At 25.9% G+C, this 21,903-nt stretch carries 21 protein-coding genes; 8 read left to right on the top strand and 13 right to left on the bottom strand.

Going from position 1 to position 21,903, the window contains the following annotated elements:
- Positions 1–4: 4 nt before the first annotated feature.
- The 5 genes from NG901_RS02075 to NG901_RS02055 all read right to left on the bottom strand — a co-directional run bounded on the left by NG901_RS02075 (position 5) and on the right by NG901_RS02055 (position 4,330).
- The gene (locus tag NG901_RS02075) at positions 5–562 is read right to left on the bottom strand and encodes a GNAT family N-acetyltransferase (RefSeq protein ID WP_252212079.1); all 558 of its coding nucleotides are present in this window, start codon (positions 560–562) and stop codon (positions 5–7) included.
- A 213-nt stretch (positions 563–775) separates the two neighbouring features.
- The gene (locus NG901_RS02070; protein WP_252212078.1) at positions 776–973 is read right to left on the bottom strand and encodes a hypothetical protein; all 198 of its coding nucleotides are present in this window, start codon (positions 971–973) and stop codon (positions 776–778) included.
- A gap of 62 nt (positions 974–1,035) precedes the next feature.
- Positions 1,036–1,743: a hypothetical protein gene (locus NG901_RS02065; protein WP_252212077.1), complete on the bottom strand. Its 708-nt coding sequence runs from the start codon at positions 1,741–1,743 to the stop codon at positions 1,036–1,038.
- A 147-nt stretch (positions 1,744–1,890) separates the two neighbouring features.
- Positions 1,891–3,966: a heavy metal translocating P-type ATPase gene (locus NG901_RS02060; protein ID WP_252212076.1), complete on the bottom strand. Its 2,076-nt coding sequence runs from the start codon at positions 3,964–3,966 to the stop codon at positions 1,891–1,893.
- Between the two features lie 118 nt (positions 3,967–4,084).
- Positions 4,085–4,330 (bottom strand): DUF6110 family protein, encoded by a 246-nt coding sequence (locus tag NG901_RS02055; protein WP_252212071.1) that lies wholly within the window; start codon positions 4,328–4,330, stop codon positions 4,085–4,087.
- Between the two features lie 435 nt (positions 4,331–4,765).
- On the opposite strand from NG901_RS02055, the gene rpsD reads away from it, so the two are divergent.
- The 3 genes from rpsD (at position 4,766) to NG901_RS02040 (ending at position 7,513) form a co-directional block, all read left to right on the top strand.
- Positions 4,766–5,362: a 30S ribosomal protein S4 gene (gene rpsD, locus NG901_RS02050; RefSeq protein ID WP_252212070.1), complete on the top strand. Its 597-nt coding sequence runs from the start codon at positions 4,766–4,768 to the stop codon at positions 5,360–5,362.
- A gap of 104 nt (positions 5,363–5,466) precedes the next feature.
- The gene (locus tag NG901_RS02045; protein ID WP_252212068.1) at positions 5,467–6,168 is read left to right on the top strand and encodes a hypothetical protein; all 702 of its coding nucleotides are present in this window, start codon (positions 5,467–5,469) and stop codon (positions 6,166–6,168) included.
- Positions 6,169–6,466: 298 nt separating this feature from the next.
- Complete coding sequence (locus NG901_RS02040) at positions 6,467–7,513, top strand: YdcF family protein (protein WP_252212066.1); 1,047 nt, start codon at positions 6,467–6,469, stop codon at positions 7,511–7,513.
- Positions 7,514–7,856: 343 nt separating this feature from the next.
- Here the strand turns inward: NG901_RS02040 and surE are convergent, their stop codons facing one another.
- Both surE and NG901_RS02030 read right to left on the bottom strand, forming a co-directional pair.
- Positions 7,857–8,612 (bottom strand): 5'/3'-nucleotidase SurE, encoded by a 756-nt coding sequence (gene surE, locus NG901_RS02035; protein ID WP_252212064.1) that lies wholly within the window; start codon positions 8,610–8,612, stop codon positions 7,857–7,859.
- Between the two features lie 218 nt (positions 8,613–8,830).
- The gene (locus NG901_RS02030; RefSeq protein WP_252212062.1) at positions 8,831–10,513 is read right to left on the bottom strand and encodes a HAMP domain-containing methyl-accepting chemotaxis protein; all 1,683 of its coding nucleotides are present in this window, start codon (positions 10,511–10,513) and stop codon (positions 8,831–8,833) included.
- Between the two features lie 461 nt (positions 10,514–10,974).
- Here NG901_RS02030 and NG901_RS02025 point away from each other — a divergent pair, with 461 nt between their 5' ends.
- On the top strand, positions 10,975–11,613 hold the full coding sequence (locus NG901_RS02025; protein ID WP_252212060.1) for a glycosyltransferase: 639 nt from the start codon (positions 10,975–10,977) through the stop codon (positions 11,611–11,613).
- Between the two features lie 187 nt (positions 11,614–11,800).
- Here NG901_RS02025 and NG901_RS02020 read toward each other — a convergent pair whose 3' ends face one another.
- A complete protein-coding gene (locus NG901_RS02020; RefSeq protein ID WP_252212058.1) occupies positions 11,801–12,595 on the bottom strand; it encodes an HAD family hydrolase in 795 nt (264 codons plus the stop codon).
- 121 nt (positions 12,596–12,716) lie between these two features.
- Between NG901_RS02020 and NG901_RS02015 the strand changes: the two genes are divergently transcribed.
- Entirely contained in the window at positions 12,717–13,481 is a 765-nt protein-coding gene (locus NG901_RS02015) for a DeoR/GlpR family DNA-binding transcription regulator (RefSeq protein ID WP_252212051.1), read from the top strand.
- Positions 13,482–13,828: 347 nt separating this feature from the next.
- On the opposite strand, the gene NG901_RS02010 is transcribed toward NG901_RS02015, so the two are convergent.
- The 3 genes from NG901_RS02010 to NG901_RS02000 form a co-directional block, all read right to left on the bottom strand.
- Complete coding sequence (locus NG901_RS02010; RefSeq protein ID WP_252212050.1) at positions 13,829–14,806, bottom strand: diaminopimelate dehydrogenase; 978 nt, start codon at positions 14,804–14,806, stop codon at positions 13,829–13,831.
- A gap of 182 nt (positions 14,807–14,988) precedes the next feature.
- On the bottom strand, positions 14,989–15,921 hold the full coding sequence (locus NG901_RS02005) for a hypothetical protein (protein WP_252212048.1): 933 nt from the start codon (positions 15,919–15,921) through the stop codon (positions 14,989–14,991).
- A gap of 36 nt (positions 15,922–15,957) precedes the next feature.
- On the bottom strand, positions 15,958–16,542 hold the full coding sequence (locus NG901_RS02000; protein WP_252212047.1) for an RNA polymerase sigma factor: 585 nt from the start codon (positions 16,540–16,542) through the stop codon (positions 15,958–15,960).
- A 434-nt stretch (positions 16,543–16,976) separates the two neighbouring features.
- Between NG901_RS02000 and NG901_RS01995 the strand changes: the two genes are divergently transcribed.
- The gene (locus NG901_RS01995; protein WP_252212046.1) at positions 16,977–18,059 is read left to right on the top strand and encodes a VanZ family protein; all 1,083 of its coding nucleotides are present in this window, start codon (positions 16,977–16,979) and stop codon (positions 18,057–18,059) included.
- Between the two features lie 245 nt (positions 18,060–18,304).
- Here NG901_RS01995 and NG901_RS01990 read toward each other — a convergent pair whose 3' ends face one another.
- Positions 18,305–18,820: a MarR family transcriptional regulator gene (locus NG901_RS01990; protein WP_252212044.1), complete on the bottom strand. Its 516-nt coding sequence runs from the start codon at positions 18,818–18,820 to the stop codon at positions 18,305–18,307.
- A gap of 158 nt (positions 18,821–18,978) precedes the next feature.
- On the opposite strand from NG901_RS01990, the gene NG901_RS01985 reads away from it, so the two are divergent.
- A complete protein-coding gene (locus NG901_RS01985) occupies positions 18,979–19,557 on the top strand; it encodes a cyclase family protein (protein ID WP_252212041.1) in 579 nt (192 codons plus the stop codon).
- Positions 19,558–19,889: 332 nt separating this feature from the next.
- Here NG901_RS01985 and NG901_RS01980 read toward each other — a convergent pair whose 3' ends face one another.
- Positions 19,890–21,176 (bottom strand): endonuclease, encoded by a 1,287-nt coding sequence (locus NG901_RS01980; RefSeq protein ID WP_252212038.1) that lies wholly within the window; start codon positions 21,174–21,176, stop codon positions 19,890–19,892.
- A gap of 330 nt (positions 21,177–21,506) precedes the next feature.
- Between NG901_RS01980 and NG901_RS01975 the strand changes: the two genes are divergently transcribed.
- The gene (locus NG901_RS01975) at positions 21,507–21,887 is read left to right on the top strand and encodes a metal-dependent transcriptional regulator (protein WP_252212035.1); all 381 of its coding nucleotides are present in this window, start codon (positions 21,507–21,509) and stop codon (positions 21,885–21,887) included.
- Positions 21,888–21,903: the final 16 nt, after the last annotated feature.

Here is a 21,903-nt window from a genome sequence, read left to right as displayed (position 1 = left end):
AAAATTAATATAAATATTTAATTAAAACATATCTTCTTAGTCCACCATATTTTAATTTATCTTTTCCAACTTTATATCCTATTGATTCAAATGTATTTAAACTAAATTTATTATAAGGAGAAACTGTAGCTGTCATAATTGAAATTTTATTATTTAAAGCTATCTTCTCTAAAATTTCACAAAGAATTTTTTGAAGTTTATTTCCTCTAAAATCTTCTCTAACTATTGTAACTTCAACTTGACCAATCTCTAAAAGTTTTTCTCCCTCTATATCTAAATCATAACCATAATTCTCTTTTTCATATCCTAATTTTCTATATACACCTAAAGCTATTAATTCATCTGAATCTAAAGTAAAATATCCTATAGCTTTACCTTCCCCTTGCATATATTCTATAAATTCTTCTTTTGTTGATAAAACATATAATTCTTTATCTTCTAATGATTTATCTACATATTCTTGTAGTTCCATTATTTTTTCAATATAGCTTTCATCCAACACTTTTAATTGTGCTTTTATATTAATACCATCTTTTCTTTTTAAATCTATTATATTTTTCATTTTTTGCTCTCCACTTCATTTATATAAAGAAAAAACGCACTAAAGATGCTGTGCGTACTTTATATTAATTTTATAATAAATTCTATTCATATACAATTTTATATAAATTCCTAAAGAATAAAAAAATAGTGTATTGATTTAATAAAAACCAATACACTATTTTTTAGATATTAAATATATATTATTTTTAGTTACTGTGAAGAGTTACTCTTATTATTGAACTTTTTTAAAGTTTTTATTCATATCAAAATATTTTTTTATTCCAGTAATGCTAACAATAGATAAGCTAGTAATAATACTAACCGCTGCAATAATTTTTCTATTTTTAGAATTTCTCTTTATTAAATGATATTTACAGTATTTTTCATCCTCTTCCACAGTATTACAACATTCTTTAATTTTACACTTCATAAATACTCCTCCTTTTATTTTGCGCTATATTTACGCAAATTCCCTTACCCATAAAATATAGCCTATTTTTTTAATATGTTTTTTATAAATTTTTTTGAGTTATGTACCATTTGGTTTATATTTACTATTTTCGTTTCATCTAAACTTTTATTTATAGCATTATCTTCTTTAAATTTATGATTCACATAATTTCTTCCATATAATAATTGATGCTGCCAAGAGTTCTCTTCATTTTCAGGAGGCAACCAATTATATATTTTATTTTCGTCTATTATTTCATCTAAATTCTCTAACTTTATAAATAAATATTGTAATTTTTCTTCTTCTATACCCTGAGATATTTTTAAATCTATTAATGTTTTTATTCCTTTTTTTAAATAAACATAATCTTCACATAATTGATTTAACTTTCTCTCTACATTTTTTTCTGAATACTTAGCAGAGCCAAAATTTTTTTCAAAAATATTTAATTCGTCCCATTGTACAAAAAAGTTAACTAGATTTATAAATTCTCTTAAAATACTATCTAATCCTATATTTAGTTTACTTTGAGCCATAAGTTGAATAAAAGTTTTTCTTTCTTCATGATTTTCTAATATTGACTGTTCAAAATCTTCTAAAGCTGACATTATATTAGAATATCTATAATTCCTTTGACTTTCCTTAATATCTTCTAGTAAAAAATTTACATCTTTTATTTTATTCTCTAATCTATTAAACTGTTTATTAATTATAAAATCACTAAAATCTTTCTTACAACTTTTAAACATAATTTTATCCACCTTAAATATATTTTTTAATCTTTCTTAGTTTTTAATACAATAATATCATAATTATTTTTTATATTAAGTCACATTAAAATATCTTCTCATGAAAACTTATTAAGTTCATGAGAAGATATCTTTTAATATAATAAATTATAAACAAGGACGCATACTGTCTGCACTTATCCCCATAGTTGATAAATTATGTAACACAGCAGATGTTGTCGGTCTTATATATCCAAATAAGCCCAGTACAAGAAGTGATGTGTTAAATAAAAGTATATTTCTATAATTTTTATTTATCTTTAACATAAGGTTTTGACTTATCTTTCTAACTATTACAAGTGACTCTAAATCAGATGACATTAATGTTGCATCTGCAACTTCTTTTGCTATATCCGATCCATCTTTCATAGAAATAGAAACATCTGAAGCTGCAAGTGCTGGTGAATCATTAATTCCATCACCTACCATTATTACTTTATGTCCATCTGCTTTTAATTTTTCTATAATATTAGCTTTTTCTTCTGGTAATACCTGTGCATAGAATCTATCTATTCCTAACTTTTCGCTTACTATTCTAGCATTTTTCTCTCCATCACCAGTTAACATTATTACTTGATTTATTCCTGTATCTTTTAAATTTGAAATTATTTGTTTGGCTTCTTTTCTTATTGGATCACTTATGCAAATAAATCCTGCTGGTTTATTTCCAACTGCTAAATAAATAAGAGAATAGCCATTACTTTCTTTTTCTATAAGTTCTTTTTGTTCATCTGATAATATGATTCCTTCATCTTCAAACACAAAATGATAACTTCCTATTATTGCTTTTTCTTCATTAATAGATGTTGCGATTCCATGAGCTACAACATACTCTACTTTTGCATGTTCTTCTTTATGATGAAGTTCTTCTTGTGCAGCTTTTTTAACAATAGCTCTTGCCACACTATGTGGAAAATGTTCTTCTAAACATGCGGCTGTTTTTAATACATAATTTCTTTCAAATCCATCAAAAGGTATAACTTTAGCTACTGTTGGAGATGCTACAGTTAATGTACCTGTTTTATCAAATACAATTGTATCTGCTTCTGCTAATGCTTCTAGGTATTTACCGCCTTTAACCATAACTTTATGGGTTGATGCTTCTCTCATTGCAGATATTACTGAAATTGGAGTAGACAACTTTATTGCACAAGAGTAATCTACCAATAGTATTGCTAATGCTTTTGTAATATTTCTTGTAATTAAATATGTAGCTGCTGCTCCAAATAAACTAAATGGAACAATATTATCTGCTAGTTTTTCAGCCTTGCCTTGTATATTTGCTTTTAACTCTTCTGAATTATCTATTAACTCAATGATCTTACTAATTCTACTTTCTGAACATAAAGCTTTTACCTCTACTTTTATGTCACCTTCTTCAACAACAGTTCCTGCATATACTATATCATCTATTCCTTTTTCAATGGCAAGAGGTTCTCCAGTCATTGAAGATTGATTTACCATAGCTTGACCATCATAAACAACTCCGTCAACTGGTATAACATTTCCAGTATGAATTATTATTTTGTCACCAACCTGAAGATCTCCTATAGGTATTAATATTTCTTTATCATCATTTGCTAACCATACACTATCTACATTTATAGCTAAACTCTTAGTAAGTTCATTTTTTGTTTTCTTTCTTGTATAGTCTTCAAGTAACTCAGAAATATTAAGTAGGAACATTATGGAACCTGCTGTTTTATAGGCCTTTTGAGATAACGCTGCTCCAATTGATGCTGCATCTAATACATCAACATTTATATTTCCTTGTAGTAAACTATTTACCCCCTTATTCATAAACCTAAAAGAATTCCAAACTGCTAATACTTTACGTATGCCTGTTGGTACAAATAGTTTTATAAAAACTCTTCTTCCTATCATATGTAAAATTGTATTTTTAAATTCTTTATCTATTTCCTTTGAGTTTTCTTTATTATCACAATCTAATTCTGGTAATTCTGATATTTTTATTTTAGAAAGTAACTCTAATATTTCATCTTTATAGTCTTCATCATAAAAAATTAAAATACTTCCAGTAACATAACAAGCCTCTGTACCTTCAATATATTCACTCTTTTCCAAGATATACTCTATACTACAACTTTGCTCTAATGAAAAAGCAAATTCTCCGCATCTTACTCTTAAACGACCTGGCATATCATGGACTATTTTATATTTCATTTATAAATCACGTCCTTTTATTTTCATGTGCCTTAATTAAATATTAGGTTTCATAAGCTTGTTTATAAAACTCATGAAACCTAATATAAATTGTTATTAATTAAATCTTAATTTAATTTTAACCTTCAGAAGATACAGAATCTTCTACTGAACTTTTTCTTGCTTCATAGCAGATATCTTGTGCATCTTCTTTCATTGTTTCAAATAAATTTTGTGCATCTTGTTGAAGTTTCATTCCATTAGCTAATGTACTAACATAAATCTTCTTAGCTGTCTTACTTTTTAAAGCTTTTAATCCTAAAGTACCAGCTACAACTCCACCTGCAAATATCATAAGTTTTTCATTTTTTAATATGTTTTCCATAAATACCTCTTCATTCTATTTTTTTATAATTCTACATTTTAAATTATAATTTTACAAAAATTATAATATCATATTTTAAAAATGATTGTCAATTGAACTTGAAAGTCATAATTTCAATCTTAAAATAATATTTATTTATATATTAATTTATTATTAAATTATAGTAAATAAATATTATACATTTAATTTATAAAAAATATTTAAAACTCTAAAAAAATCACAATAATTGTATTTACTGTTATGACTTAAAAACTTATTTAATAAATTTATAATATTTTTATATTAGCTTAACTCTTTAAATATTAAAAACTATATTATTCAATAAAAATATTTTATAATTGATAATGATTTTCATTTACATTTTATAGATTATATGTTATATTATTTTCAGGCTTAATTTTATCGCGGCAATTTTTTATGGGAGATGATATTATTATGGCAAGAATGATTAAACCGAGATTTAAATTATGTAGGAGATTAGGATTAAATGTTATAGGTCATCCTAATGCAATGAAAAGAGCTAATAATGGTAGCGCTAGAAATGCAAAGAAACTTTCAGCTTATGGTACTCAGCTTCTTGAAAAGCAAAGACTTAGAGCATACTACGGCGTAATGGAAAAACAATTTGCAACTTATGTAAAAAAATCACTTAAAGATAAAGAACCCACTGGTCCTGCTTTAATAAAAAGATTAGAATGTAGGTTAGATAATTTAGTTTATAGATTAGGCTTTTCAACTTCAGTTGCTCAAGCACGTCAGATGGTAGTTCATGGACATATTTTAGTTAATGGTAGCAAAGTAAATATTCCGTCTTTCAATATAAAGATTAACGATGTAATTGCTTTAAGAGAAAAATCTCAAAAAAATGAACTTTTTAAAGAAAATTTTTTATCACAAAGTAATAATTTATATCCATATTTAAGCAAAAATGAAACTGATTTTTCAGGTACTCTTATAAGAAATCCTGAAAGACATGAAGTTCCAATACAAATTAATGATTCTCTAGTAGTAGAATACTATTCTAAACTTTAATAATTAATAGACTATATATTAAATATAGTCTATTAAAAAAAATACTTATATATAAATTTTAAGATAATTTATATTAGTTTTTTAGTTGAAAAGAGGTGTCTTATGTGAAGAGTAATACTAATAAAAACCCAAATCAAAAAAATAATTATAAAGAATACTTGTTTTGGGAAAATAGAATATTAAATGATCATTCGTTATGGGAAGGATATTTTGATAACAGATCTATAACCACAGAATCTAAAATTGCTTATACTGGAATATTAGATTCTGAAAAAGGTATTTTAAAATGTGGATGGGTAGTTTATCCTTCTATAAATGCTCTTTTGGGTTTTTTACAACATATATTCTTACCTACTTCTTTTTTAACTTATTTTGATCGTACATGTGAAGGATTCTTCATTCCAGTATCTACTTTTGATATTATAACTGAAGAAGTAATTAAAAATAATTCTATTAATATAAGTAATCTTAATTCAATGATAGAATCTTACAATTTTCTAAATTCTCTTTGGGAAAGTAATGAAGACAGGCTATTATTAGAATTAAATTTATTTTGTGATAAGTTTAATAACAACTGGGATAGTGATCCTGAAAAAAAATTATTTATTAAAATTTTCAATTCTCCTTCAGATACATATGAATTTATAACAGAGTCTATAAGATGGGACTTTGAAGAATTTATAGAAGAAGAACTTTCTATGAGTTTAAGTAATCTTAAATTTACTTGTAATAATGTAATTAATGAACCTTTATTAAATAAAAAGTTCATTGATATATTAAATATAAATATACCAATATTATTTTAGCAAATTGTAATAATTAATTTAACATTGTTGCGCCAAAACAATGTACACCTTCTATTACAATAATTATTTGTTTTTGCTAAAATCTAAAAATATATAATATTATTAAAAGAACAAAAATAAAGAGGATAATTTAATTTATTCTCTTTATTTTTGTTCTTTTAATTACATAACTTTAATAATTAACTAGAATTATAAAAAATAAGAATTTCAATAATATAGTTATATTTTTACATTGACTTTTCATGTAATGCTAAATACTATCAATATAATAACTGAAAAATTTATATGGAGGTATATAATGATTATCTTATTAGGATTAACAACAATTACATTTTTAATTTTTCTATTTTCATACCTAAAAGATTCAAGAAAATTAATTAATGGATTTCTATTTAATATTTTCTTATTTTCAGCAATGATAACAACTGTTGATATTGCATTTGAAACACAAAATAGATTTTTAATACTTTTATTTCTTGTATTTTTTATAATTATGTTTATAGTTTTTGCTTTTGGTATTTATGCATTAATTGTAGGGTTATTTATAAATGCTAAAGTTGTCATAAAACGTGAAAGTAGAACTCCTGCTAACTTATTAACTTTTTTTCTTGCACTAGCATTAATACTATATTTAATTTGGTCTTTTGTAATAAGTAGTTGGAATTTTCCTGAGGAAGTAAAAGTTCTTTTAAGTGGAATAAATTTTGTTTTACTATACTATTTATTCGATGTTTTCAATTTTTTAATGATATCATTTCTTTATCAATTTAATAAGCCAAAACTTTGCCAAGATTTTGTTATTGTATTAGGCAGTGGATTAATTGGAGAGAGAGTTCCACCACTATTAGCTAGTCGTATTGATAAAGCTATTGAATTTTATAACAAACAAGGTACTGTAACTAATCCACCTAAAATTATTTTTTCTGGTGGTCAAGGATCTGATGAAAAAATTTCTGAAGCATTAGCTATGCAAAGATATGCTATCAAAAAAGGAATTCCTATTGAAGATACCATTTTAGAGGATAAATCAGTAAACACTTTACAAAACATGGTGTTTTCTAAAAAAATAATGGATAATTTAACTCCAAATACGCACTCTAGTATATTTGTAACAAATAATTTTCATTTATTTAGAGCTGGAATTTTTGCAAGAAAAGCAGGTTTAAAAAGTCAAGGAATTGGCTCTAAGACAGCATTTTATTTTTTACCAAATGCAATGATTAGAGAATATATTGCTTTTGTAGTTATGTATAAAAAAAGACATGCAATTATTACTTTATTAATATTGATTGTGAGTATACTTTTATCTCTAGTTCAATATTTCTTTGTGACACCTTACTTATAAATTTTATTTCGTACATAATTTTAATAGAACAAAATCGCTAAGGTGACTTAGGAGCCGTCGATTTTTTTAGCCATGCACCCTTTCCAAACGCAGTGCAGGAATAATGGTGCGGCATATGATTATTTTTTATTCTTTAGGGGTACTCATAATACCTTTAAAACACATTATTTTAAAAGTTATCCACAATTTTTTTAATAATATAAATTCCTAAAGAATAAAAAAATTGCACTTTAATATAGGCTCTGTTTTAAATATGTGTTAATATATGCAATAATTACTTATTCCACTTTGCTTATGCATATATCAACACGCTACTAAAACAGAGCCTAAAAAGTCCTTAAATTTATTCAAAAATTTTTTTAACTTCATTTAGTTCCTTAAAATTTGTAAAATCGAAATGTAATGGTGTTAATGTAACATAGCCTTGGGATAAAAAGTATAAATCACTTTCATCTTTTTCTATTTCATTTCTAACACCTCTAGTTTCATAAACTCTATCATCATCTTCTTGTAAAAGAACATATTCTGTTTTGTATGTAGATTTTCCAATCTTACATACTTTTAATCCTTTAATATCCTCTTCATTAATATTAGGAACATTAACATTTAATACTACATTCTTTTTTAAATATTTTTCCTCCGCTAAATTAACTACTTTACTTACCCAATTAGCAGCTTTACTGTAGTCCTCATCATCTCTCTCCCAATCTACATCCATAGATATAGCAATGGATGGTACATCATAAATTGCTCCTTCTATTGCAGCTGAAACAGTACCTGAATATAGAATATCAATTCCACTATTAAAGCCTCTATTTATACCTGAAATAACAAGATCAATATCTTTAGCTAATAATGATATTCCAGCTTGAGTACAATCTGCTGGTGTTCCAACAATACTATAAGCCTTACAATCTAAGCCTTCAATTTTTTCTTCTCTAATTTTAATTGGTATATTAATAGATATAGAATGGCTTGATGCACTTTTTTGTTCTCTTGGTGCAACGACTATTACATTATGCTTTTCTAACATCTTTTCTGCCAAAGTTTTTATTCCTCTAGCACCTATACCATCATCGTTAGTAATTAAAATATTCATATTTCTCCTCCATATATTAAACCATATATATTTTGACCATATACTTTTATTAAATGGTAATTATGTTATTATTATACACCATAATTTTACTCTCATTAAATTTATTAATATTTTTTCAAAACAAATTAATATTGATGGTTTTTATTAATTATAATGTTTCAATCAATAAAGAGGCTTCATTCAATTAGAAGCCTCTTTATTTTTTCTATATTTTAAATTTATTTTCTCAATTTAAGTCTTCTTATCATTGTATTCAAAGTTTCTGCTTGTGCTGTTAATTCTTCACTTGCAGCAGCACTTTCTTCTGATATTGCTGAATTAGATTGAATAATATCTGAAATTTGGATAATACCACTATTCACTTGTGCAATTGATTCTGCTTGTTCTTCTGATGAAGATGCTATATCACAAACTAATGCTGTAACTTTATTTACTTTATTAACTACTTCTAATAAATTTTCTGCTGTATTATTTGCTAAATTTTTCCCAGTAATTATGTTATTTATTGCTTCTTCAATTAATATAGCTGTTTGTTTTGAAGCTTGTGCACTTTGATTTGCTAACTTTCTTACCTCTTCAGCCACTACAGCAAAACCTTTTCCTGCCTCACCTGCTCTAGCTGCTTCTATTGCAGCATTTAATGCAAGCAAATTAGTTTGTGCTGCTATGTCATCAATAGCCTTAATAATATTATTTATATCATTGGATGATTTTTCTATCTTATTCATTGAGCTTAACATATTTTTCATTTCATCATTACTTTTTTGTACATCTTCAAGTAGTTTAATTGTTATCTCATTAGTATTATCTGCATTTTCAGCATTATTTTTTACTTTTTCATTTATTCTTTGCATTGATGCTGATAATTCTTCCACTGAACTTGCTTGATTTGTAGATCCTTCTGATAAAACTTGTGCAGTTGTTGAAACTTGTTCTGAGCCTCCAGTAACTTGATTAGATGCCTCTCTAATTTCACCAAATACTTCATTTAAGGATTGCAAAATATTATATAATGAACTTTTTATTTCAAGAAAGTTTCCCTTATACTCTACTTCAGTTTCTATGTTCAAGTTTCCATTTGAAACATTCTCCAAAACATTCTCTATATCATCAATATAAGCCTTTAAAGATTTAACCATTTTAGAAAATGCATCAGTTAATTCTCCAATTTCATCCTTTGATGTTGATTCAATTGAAACATTTAAATTTCCTTGTGATATTTCATTCGCAATATTTACCATGTCATTTATTGGATTACTTATCAACTTTGAAATACGCTTTGCCAATACTATAGTTAATACAAAAGAAATTATTATACATGATATTACTGCCAATATTGCAATGAATGATAATATTCTTAATCTATTTGAAACTTTATCACAATCAATAATATTATTATTTAAAAGTTCATCTGCTAAAGTAGTTATATTTGCTATAACAGGTTTACCTTCTTTTCTAAATAAATCTAATGATTCCTGATTTTTATTACCTAGCCCTAAATTAACTACTTTTGTTCTAACAGTATCATACTTTTCAACTGAATCCTTAAGATTATTAAATATTTCTTTTTCTTTATCTGTCATACTTTTATTTCCAATTTCTTGTAATAATTCACTTATTTTATTCTCACATTCATCAAGTAAGTTTTGAGATTCTAATAGTTCATCCTTATTTTCTAAAAATATAATATCACGTACAATCGCTCTAGATTTTTGAATCTCCATACCTAATTTCCCAATATCACCTTGTGAAAATCCATAATTAACCAAAGCATATTGATAATCCTTATTAGTTTTTATTAGAAAACCAAGTGCAATTAAACCTGATATTATTGAAATTATTGCTATTCCAATAAATGAAACTATTAGTTTTTTATATATTGGCATATCTTTAATCTTCATGAAATCCTCCTTAGTATTTTTCCTCATCTGTTAAGTTATATGAGCATTGCTCTTCTCAAATTTTAGAAACACAATAAATTTAGCTTGGATAAGTAGTTTGACAAAAAATATTAATTAACAAACTTATTCAACTTTCAAAGAATTAGTAGTTCTGCAAAATGTTAATCTATTTTTCATAAGAACCTAATAGAATCAGATTTGATATGATAAAATTAAATCTAAAAATAATATAACATATAATTTATCACTTGTAAATGAAAACCATTATCATATTATAGATGCTTTTATTGTGATAAATTGGATATTTTAATAGCAATATTTATAATATTATCGTATGCATACATTCATTGTCTACTTCATTTACTACTTTTAACAAATCACGCTCCATATTTAGCAGTATAAATTTATATAATCTTGAACAAACTAAAATCAAATTTTACTGTTGAAATGACTATATAACTATGAAAGGAATTTTAAGAAATTTATTATTATCATCATTTCTATTAACTTTAATTTTAGTACCAGTTAAATCTCAAGCGTCAGAAAAAGGTATCCCTTGTAACAAGGCTACATGTGATTTAAGAATGTCAGAGCAAATTCTTTGGATAGATCATGTTTCATGGACTAAAAGCTTTATTACAAGTGATCTATCCTCACTTGAAGATAAAAAAACTGTACTAGAAAGACTTCTTAAAAATCAAGATGACATTGGAAATTCAATTAAACCTTATTACGGAGAAGCTGCTGGAAATAAACTTTCTGTACTACTAAGGGAGCATATAGAACTTGCAGGGCAAGTTACTGATGCTGCTAAAAGTGAAAATAAAGATGATTTAGAAAAATATAATAAACTTTGGTATGAAAATGCTGATAAAATATCCGATTTTTTAAGTTCTGCTAATCCTAACTATTCAAACAAAGTTTTAAAAGATATGCTATATAAACATCTACAATTTGTTACAGATCAAGTTGTAGCCAGCTTAAATAAAGATTGGAAATCCGATATTGAATCATATGATAAAGGTGAAAAACATATGATTATGTTTGCAGATATACTTACTGACGGTATAATTAAACAATTTCCACAAAAATTCAAATAGTTAATATATAAATTTATGATAAAAATAGAACCGTATCTATTTATTTATGATACGGTTCACCCCAACACCTTCTAATTTTCTATCTTTAATCTTCTAACTCCAAATCAATATTTTTATTTAATAAATTTATCATTATAATTAATATATAATTCTATTTGAAATCAATATATTAAACTTTTTTTATTCCTTAGCAAACCACATATCTTTCTATTCCTATTGCTACCCCATCATTATGTACAGTATCAGTAACTTTTTTTGCATATTTCTTAACTTCATCGCAAGCGTTTCCCATTGCTATTCCACATCCAACTGTTGATAGCATTTCTATATCATTTTTTCCATCTCCAAATGCATAGCTATTTTCAATGGGAATATCTAAGTGTTCTAAAGCTTTTAATATTCCAGTTGCTTTAGTATTTTTCTTTGAATATAGTTCAAAAGATTTCTCATCTATGCTGCTAAAATAATCATAATCAGAATTACTCTTTACTAATGATAAACATAATCTTGAAGCTTCATCATCAGTACATAGCATTTCTACTTTATGAACATTAATTTCTTCAATATCATAATCACTTTTTATATATCTTCTAGAAATCCCTAAACTGTCATAAAAATTATAAAACTCTTTATAATCTTCTTTCATATATGAGTAAAGTTCTCCTTCTAAAATATATTGGATATTATGTCTTTCAAATTTAGATATTAGATTTTTTACAAACTCTTTATTAATAGGATCACTATATATCGTTTTATTATCAATTATCACTTGAGCTCCATTTGCTAAAATAAAACCATCAAATCCAAACTCTAATATGGCTTGGCTCAAAAATGCATATGGTCTACCAGAAGCAATAAAAACATAATTTTCATTAGCTTGTAAGAAACGAATTACCTTTTTAACTTTTGGTGTAATATCTAATAATCCATTAAAACAATCTAATAATGTTCCATCTATATCCAAAAATATAATCTTTTCCATAAATCCATCCCCCATCTTCTTATTTATTCTGATTTTATATCGTTTATTATCATTTGTCAATTGAAATTATAGTTATTTTATATTAAAATGATAATAAATGATAATTTAAGGAGATATAAAAATGTTTATAGAAGAACGTTATAAATATATTTTAGATTTATTGGATAAAAACGGGAAAGTATTAGTTAAAGATTTAAGTAAAGAATTTAATGTAAGTGAAAGCATGATTAGAAAAGACCTTCAAGCTTTAGAGAAAAAAAATCTATTACAGCGTACTTACGGTGGTGCTATAAATGTAAAACATTCACTTGTTAATTGCCAAAGTTTTAGTAAACGTGTGGTTGAAAACATTGATTTAAAGGAAATTGTTGCTCAAAAAGCTTTTAATCAAATAAATGAAAATGATACTATTTTTTTAGATGCATCAACTATTTCATATATGATTGCAAAATTAATAGTAAAAAATGATACACCCATAACTTTAATCACAAATATGTTTGAAATATCATCATTAATTCCTGAAAATTCAAAGACACATTTTATTTTTATTGGTGGAGACTATAATGTATTTGTAGGTGGTAGCATTGGATCGTATTCCATTGAGCAAATAAAAGAATATCGTTGTAATAAAGCATTTCTAGGTTGTACTGGGATTGACCTTAGTGATGGTAGTATAAGCACTGCCATTTCAGAGGATTCATGTACTAAAAAGGCTATAATAAGCATATCTAAAGAATTATTTTTAGTAATGTTAAATGAGAAATTTAAAACAAATGGCAGTTTTATTTTTTCAAATGCTGTTGATTTTCATGGTATTATTACTGAAGATTTACCTGATAAATCTATAATTAATTTACTTGAAGAATACTATGTTAATTTAATATAATATTTTCTTTTAGTAAATAATTTATATAATAAATAAAATATTATTAGTAATCTAGATTATTATATATAAATAAGACTATGTTTTAAAACAGTGTTGATATATGCAATAGGTGAAGTGGTATTGTAATTGGACTATACTCATTTTAGAATTCCTAAGTTCAATTACTCCGCCCACTTTGCTTATGCATATATCAACACTCTGCTAAAACATAGCCATAAATAAAAGAGATAAATGAGCTTATATATTAATCCATTTATCTCTTTTGTTAATTAATAACTTAATTTTTATTTACTAGATAATACTTTGCTAGCCTATATAACATTTTAGCAATTTTTAAATACTAAATATTATAATAATTCTTTTCTTAACTCTTCTGGTGATTTTGCTGAAAGATATGCTGGTGGAACATCAAATACTGTGCAAGCACCTGTTTTTCCTTCTTTAGCCATCTTAACAATTGCTCTAGCATATGCAACTAATACACTTGAAGTAAACTCTGGATTACTCTCTAATGAAAGTGAAAATTCTATTTTCTCCTTATTTCCATTACCTGTAACCCCTGTTCTTATAACAAAACCTCCATGTGGCATTCCTGAATGATTTTTCTTTAATTCTTCTTCACTTATAAAGTTAACTTCCGTATCATAGTCTGAAAAATAATTTGGCATAGTCTTAATTTCATTCTCTACTCTTGTCTTATCTGCACCATCTTCTAATACAACATAACAAACTCTTAGATGTTTTTCTCTAGTTGTAAATTCTGGATTTTCACCAGTTCTAACTTTTGATAATGCTTCTTCTTTAGGAATTGTATATTGTTTTCCGTCTTTAACTCCATCTATTCTTCTTATAGCATCTGAGTGACCTTGACTTACACCTTTACCCCAAAAAGTATAATCTTTTCCTTCTGGTAAAATTGATTGACCTATTAATCTATTTAAAGAAAATAAACCTGGATCCCAACCAACTGAAATTATACTTAAAGTTCCAGCAGATTTAGCAACCTTATCAATTCTTTCAAAATATTGTGGAATCTTTGCATGTGTATCAAAACTATCTACAGTATTAAACATTTCTGCGATCTTAGGTCCTTGTTCCGGTAAGTCAGTAGCTGATCCTCCGCAAAGTATCATAACATCAATTTTATCTTTATATTCTGCGATTTTTGAAATATGTATAGCATTTAAGCCATCTTCAATAGAAACTCCTTCTCTTCTTGTAAATACAGCCTCTAACTCTATGTCGTCATTTTGTTTGATTGCCTTTAATACCCCTCTTCCTAAATTCCCATATCCAATTACTCCAACTTTAATTTTATTTTCCATATACTATAGCCTCCGTTTTTATTTTAATTAATTACTATTTTACCATATTTTATTTATATAATTTATTGAAAGTAAATTAATAGCAATAATATTTACTGAATCCAACACAATAAAAAATGAGTACCTTTTTCAGCTACTCATTTTATTAATCATATTCTACTTTTTTATATTTATATTTTATTCTATGATTGCTTCAAAATTTTTATATAATCTTCTGCAAATTGTATTGCTGCATCAACATGAGAAGAATCATTTCCAATATATAAACAATATCTTACTCCGTCATAGTTCCATTCCATATCATAACGTTCATCTATGGCAATTGGTTTATTTTCCAGATCAGTTACACCTTCACCTTCTGAATTCTTCTTCACATTATATTTAACATTTTTTCCTTGTGATATTCTACATTTAATATCATTAATATTTATTTCTTTTTCATCATCTTCAAGTTGTTTTGAAGAATTTTCATTATATTTAAATAAGGTTAATCGGAATTTGTGTCCTTGATTATCTACATATGTTAAACCAGGCATCATAGTAACCTTATAATCCTTACTAAGCTCATCAAAAGTTTTCTCATCATCTATTGCCTTCTCTAATTTGTCACGTACCTCACTTGAATCCTTATATTTTACACCATCAGCCATTATTGTTACACCTGGTTCCATAACATAATCTTCTATTTTTTCATATGAATAATTTCCTATTTTTTCAGGTAAATTAATTTTAAAACCAATTCTTCTTTCCATATCTTCCTTATTCTCATCTGTTATTGGTACAACACCAAAACCAACTGGAACCTTTTCATCTTCCGATCTTTCTACAATATTACCAGATTCATCAGTTATAAATATTGTTCTAAAGACTTCCTGTGCAGCTGCTCTAACTTCTGGTGAAACTGTAAAAACTCCAACAATAGAAAATGCTGCACAACATGCAGTAATCAACGCCGCTTTTTTTATATTTTTTATTTTAAAATAACTCATATTAGTCACTCCTTGTTCTTTTTTATTCCAAGCATCATTAAAAATATCTCTTGATGCTTTAATATTATTAGCACTATCATCCATAGCTGATTTTATTAAACTGTCAAATTTATCATTCTTATTCATTCTAATACACTCCTTTATCTATATAGTTGACTTACACTATATTTGTTTGCATTTAACTTCTGCTAGATGATTTTGGTTTTCAAAACAATCACCCAATTGCTTTTTTAAAGCACCTCTTGCATAGAATAAACGGGATTTTACTGTTGCTTTAAAGCATCCAGTTACTTTTGAAATTTCTTCTATTGACATATCATTAAAGTAATATAAAATAACAACAGTTTTTAAATTTTCACTTAAATTATTAATTGCACTTTTTACTATGTGCTTTGTTTCATAAGTATCAATTATATTTTCTTCATTTTGTTTTTCATTATAAAACAAAGCTTCATTTTCTGATGTTATATCAGTAGGAACTAGCATTGATTGTTTTTTAGACATTTTCCAGCCTGTGCGAACAAGAATTCTAAAAAACCATATTTTAAATGCTTCAGGATCTTTAAGCTTATCTATTTCCATAAAACATTTCATATAAGTTTCCTGAAGAATGTCCTCTGCAATTCCTCTTTTTCCAGATAAAAAATAAGCAGTGGCCAATGCTTTCTTTTCTACGGTTTGCAAAAGTTCCTGAAATGCCTCCTTTTCCCCTAGCTTACAACGCATTATTGTGTCTTGGATATCCAACTTTTACATCTCCTTTCTTTTTGCATTCTATAATATAAGAGCATAACTATATCATTTAGGTTTTGTTAATTTATTATTTTTTTAAATTTTAGTCTTATAACATAAAAAATCTCTTTATATTTATAATTATTTTTAATTCAATTTTATTGCAATTTTTAATCTTAAATAGCAAAAGGAGTACCTTTTTCAGATACTCCTTTCATCGTCTATATACAAAGTTATTAAACTATAATTTATATTCAATTTTATTAACCATATTTCCTTTAGTTTATTTCTATTTATTTATGATTTGATTCTTTTTATTGTTTTATTACACTATATATTTCAAATGACTGTAAATATTAATTGTAGATGTGTTATTATGCTGATATACTTCTTAATATATAAATCGTAACTGTGATAAAATTTTACTAATGATGGAGGATAATTTAAAAATGATGCATTATGTTTTCCCTATTAAAATAGCTATGCTAACTTTTTCTATTTTAGCTATATTTATTACGATTCCTTTTAGTTTATATCAATATAGAAAATATGGATATATTAATAAATTTAGGACTCTTATTTTATATTCATTTTTACTATACTTATTATGTACTTATTATTTAATAATATTGCCACTACCTCTTACTACTGACATTCGTAGTTTACAAGCAGAAGGAACTCAGCATATTCAATTAATACCTTTTAATTTTATTATTGACATTTTTAAAGAAACTGATATTGTATTTTCCAAACCTTTTACATATATAAATATTCTTAAAGAAAGAGCTTTTTTACAAGCTGCATTTAATGGAATTTTACTTACGCCACTTGGTATTTACTTAAGATATTATTTCAAAAAAGATTTAAAGAAAACTATACTTATAACTTTTTTAGTTTCATTGTTCTTTGAGCTTACTCAACTATCTGGTTTGTATGGTATATACAATGCTCCATATAGACTTTTTGACGTGGATGATTTAATCTTAAATACTTTTGGTGGATTCTTAGGCTATTTAATAGCTCCATTATTTACATACTATCTTCCTAAATCAAATACATTAGATGACAATATAGATTTACAAAAACTTAAAGTGGGATATGTAAGAAGATTTTTTGCATTCTATATAGATTGGTTTATATTGGGCTTTATTCCTAATATTAATTCCAATTTGTTTGTAAAATCTTTAATAGTATTTATTTACTTTATTGTACTTGTCTATTTAACTAATGGTCAAACTCTTGGAAAATATTTGTTTAAAATAAGAATTAAAGGAAAACATGAAAAGCTATCATTTAAAGAAATTTTTATACGATATGGAATTCTTTATTATGGAGTTTTTGGTGTAAATAAAATCTTATTTACTGCTATTGACTTAAATAAAATTGACTATGCTAATTATATTATTGTCATCATGCTTATAGCTATAGTAATTAACTTATTAATATTTGTACACCTTTTACTAAGTATAATAAAGAAAGATAATATGCTGTTTTATGAAAAATTGAGTAATACAAAAAATATTATTATATAATATTAAAATAAGAAAGACTTAGTATAATAATACATCTAAGCCTTTCTTATTTATAAATTTTAATACGATATTAATTAAAGACCCTGTAATCTAATACTTCTTTCCGTATAACCCCTAAGTGAAGTTCATCTTTTTATTCCGCTGTAAACTCTAAGTTACTATAATATTTACTTATCATAATAATATATGATTTACAGTATCTCCAATTTCATTGTTTATATTCCATAATATCTATAATCTATTTCCTATATAATCTTTTTTAAATCATCTAAAAATTTTAAAATAGTAGTTATTTCTTCATCCTTATACTTATTCAAAATTTCCATTAACTTTTCTTGTTCTTTTTTATGAAAATATTCATGTAATTTAAACAAGGCCATACCTTTCACTGTTAGGCTATAATAAATTTCTTTTTTATTATTTTCTATCTTATCTGCATTAATAATCTCCTTTGAAAGAAGCTTTGAATTTATTTTTGATATACCACCTTTAGTCATATAAAGCTCTTTTGCTATGAATATATTATTAGCCATATTATTTTTACCTATACATTCAATAACATGAAACTCTGATAATGATATATCTCTTATATCATCTTCTGATATTTTACTAAGTTCCTTCCTAACCTCTTCTTCATCTTCTTTTATGTTTAAAATTGCTTGAATTAAATTTTTCTCTTGGTTTTTGTTTGAATCACTTACATGATTTATAAAAGAAATCACTTTTTCAAATAATGCCCCTGACTTATCATCTATTATCATAAATCTGCCCCCATTTAGTTTCTTAGTTAACAATATATATTATAATTCAAAAATTTTTTTATTCAATACTATCAAAATTGTTTACAAGGAAACCTTCTTTATGATATTATTAAAATAGTTTCCAAGGAAACGTTTTTAATTTAATGGAGGTTTTAAAAATGAAAATTGATTTAACATTAGAAATTAGCAAGGAAGTACTTTCCTCAACTCTTAAGAAGGCAATAAATGAGGATAAAGCCTTCGGATCTATAGGTCATATAGGAACTCATTTTGATATTATGAATAAAAAGTTTCCTCTTGATTATATAAATAGAATTGGAAAAATATTTAATGTATCTCACATAAGAAATAGTGAGATTTCATTAAAGGATATTAACCTAAACGAAATTAAGGAAAATCACTTTATTATTTTTTATACTGGCTACTTAAAAGAGATGGGCTATGGAACAGCTGAATACTTAACAGATTATCCTGAGCTTTCTAAGGAATTAATTGATTATTTAATAAATAGAAAAGTTAGTCTAATAGGAATAGATTCACCTGGAATAAAAAAAAGTTCTGAACACAGATATATAGATCAGTATTGTGCAGATAGAAATATATTTATTGTTGAGAATATAAATAATCTTGATCTATTATGGTCAGAGGCCAAAAATAATTCTTTTACTATGCACACTTTTCCTCTTAATATAAGAGGTGCAACAGGTCTTACATCTAGGGTAATAGCCGAACTATAAAATCATGTGATTCTTTATAAATAATTTTGTACAAACTACGTATTAGACACTATTTATTGATAATAATTTTTATAAAAATATATAATTAGGAAATATTATAAACCAAAAAATGATATGCTCCCTTTATAGTAGACAGTTAAAATAATAAAACTGTTTTTATAAAGGGGGTATTTTTTATGTCAAGAAAAGCCAAATGTTCTCTTGATGAATATATAGATTTTTATAATCAAAAAGATTACAGAAAAAGTTAAAAAGTATGACTCCAATAGAATATCGAAGTCATACTTTAAGTAGCATACTTTTTTACTTAAACTCCCTAAGATTTTTTAGTTTTAATTCCAAATTTCATTTGCCCATTCTGGATGATCAATAAAAGGATTTCTATTGTGCTGATATTTTTTGTATATTATATCATTTCTCCTTTTTTCAAGTTCATCAACAGGGTCTTGGTTATTCCATTGAAGCAATGTGCTTAATTTTCCCATGTATGGATTAGCCCCATTATTAACTTTATCATTCAATTCTAGATCTACTTCTCCTCTATCACCTTCATATCTTACATCCATGTAAAATAACATTCTAGCGATATCACCTTTTACACTATCTCTTGGTTCCCATGAATCATTATCATATTTACATAAAGTAGCTTCACTATGTGGAACTCCGCCATTGTCAAAATCTAAATTTCCTCTTGAACTGTTTACAGATACATCTGCTGGTCTTAAATGATGTAAATCTGTTCCTGGACCTGCTTTAGTTCCAAAATTACCATGTGACTTTGCCCAAACATGCTCTCTATTCCAATTATTCACGCCTGCTCCTTTTGTGTTTTTTCCTTGAGAACGACCTGTATATAATAATATTACGTTATTTGTATTATTAGGATCTTCATCTGTATCCATCAATGCTTCCCAAACAGCAGCGTATGATAACTTTTTATTATCATCAATTATTTCATGAAGTGATGATTTTAAAGCTTTTCCACTCTTTCCAATAGCATCTGTATAATAGGTATCATCATATGAAGTTGCTGTATCAGTAATTATTGTATCATTACTACTTACCTCGTCATTTCCACTAACATCATCCTCAATGATTACATCTGAATTATTTTCACCTGCTGATGTATTTCCACTTAAATCAGTATCAGAAGTACTTACCTCTGAAGAAGTTACTTTTGTTATACTAGTAATATTTTTTAATCCATCATGTGAAAAATATGAAGTTAAATAACCGGTAACATTAACTTGACTCCCTTGTAAATCTGGGTTTGTTTTTAGTCCAAAAGAATTTCTATATGTTGCAGGAATTTTAACATAAATCATATTTAATGTATTTGTTTCTGTTGCGCTATCTGCAATTGCAATAGCAGTATCTCCAGTATATACACTTGTTAAAACTCTATCAGTAGCTATTGGCTGTCCAATTATATATCCCTGAACAGTTTTTAATGTATTGTTTTGATTTTCTATAGCTTCAGTTACTGAATATGGCTCTGTGCTTGTTCCACTTCCAATCATAGCATATGTTGTGTTAGGTATAGAAAAAGAAAAAACTAAGACTAAACTAAGTATAAATGACAATGTAAACCTTTTGATTTTAAACTTTGCATTATTCAATATTATGCCTCCTGAAATATTTATTAATAATCCGTTTTAATGCATAGCTTCCCCCTCTTTATAGCAATGCATTTAAATATACCAGATTATTATGTTTTAATATATTCTAAATATTTAGGATATATTAATGAAAATGAAAATTTTTATATTTACATAATTCACTAAATTTTTATTTAGATAAAAGAAGAAAGAAAGCCTATTGTCATATTAAATATATCAAACTTCTTTGACCCTCTTTTATATATGATTAAAAATATGTTATTATTATTAAAAGACTTTTTATTAATATAGAGTGAATAAAATCAACTTTAAAAATCACAGGAGATTTGTATGGAAAAACTTACTTTTGTAATGGAAAATTATTTAGAAGCTATCTATGAGTTATCAGAAGAAGGCAACGGAGTTAAAATGACTCGTATAGCAGAAAAGCTTGGAGTAACTAAAGCAAGCACTAATAGCGCTATGGTAACTTTAGCTGAAAAGGGACTTATAACTAATGAAAGATATAAGGAAATATTTTTAACTCCTTTAGGCTTAGAAATAGCTAGATTTACATCTAAAAAGCATCACATTATTAAAGATTTCTTTATAAAAATTCTAAACATCGATATCTCTATTGCAGATGAAGACGCTTGTGCTATAGAACATGTTATTAGTTCAGATTCTGTTTATGCTATGCAAAAATTTCTTTCAGAACATGAGAATAAATAAAAAAATCAACGACTCA

Source organism: Clostridium sp. CMCC3677, from assembly GCF_023845585.1.
Lineage (GTDB): Bacteria > Bacillota > Clostridia > Clostridiales > Clostridiaceae > Clostridium > Clostridium aquiflavi.
Note: the sequence above shows the minus strand (reverse complement) of the source record. Positions and strands in the feature narration are given on the sequence as shown.